The sequence below is a fragment of the Dolichospermum circinale AWQC131C genome (assembly GCF_000426905.1).
In the GTDB taxonomy this organism is placed as follows: Bacteria; Cyanobacteriota; Cyanobacteriia; order Cyanobacteriales; family Nostocaceae; genus Dolichospermum; species Dolichospermum circinale.
Map to the genome: position 1 here is coordinate 1 of NZ_KE384640.1, position 519 is coordinate 519.

1 protein-coding gene is annotated in these 519 nt (G+C 29.1%); it reads right to left on the bottom strand.

All coding sequences use genetic code 11. From position 1 onward, the window contains the following. Positions 1 to 240: DUF29 family protein (locus ACIR131C_RS0117995; RefSeq protein WP_028091314.1), on the bottom strand; the 240-nt coding region annotated here is incomplete at its 3' end. Positions 241 to 519 lie beyond the last annotated feature (279 nt).

Below are 519 nucleotides of genomic sequence, written 5' to 3' on the forward strand. Positions count from 1 at the left end.
TTTGAGATTTATTTTTTTAATTTCTATCAATGAATTGCGAATAGAAGCAACCCAAGAATTAGTTAATCGGTCTTCTATTTGGTTTTTAATCAAATGAATTAACAAAATTCTCAAAAATGCTTGAATATTCCGTAAAATAGCTTGTTTACTCATCCCCTCTAATTCATCAACAATAGCCAAAGCATCGCTGTAACGTTGTTCTACAATACTATTTCTGAGGTCTATTAATTCCTGAGTCATATTTGATTTACCTCAACTTGGAAATTTACTAATCTCAATAAAGAAAAATTAAGAGTTTTGCAACATTTTCAAATATTATTATGGTCAAATTCGTGATATAAGTCCAATAAATTCTCTTGGAGTTCTTCTAAGGAATTTCCTTGAGTCCAATAATCAGGATATTCTTCTAAGTAAGCGATAAACATATCCTCGTCTTGCCAATAAATATATTTTTTCTAGTGATTGTTTCCATGATCATCTCAACCTATAAGTAAAGGCTTGATCTAATTATATCAGATT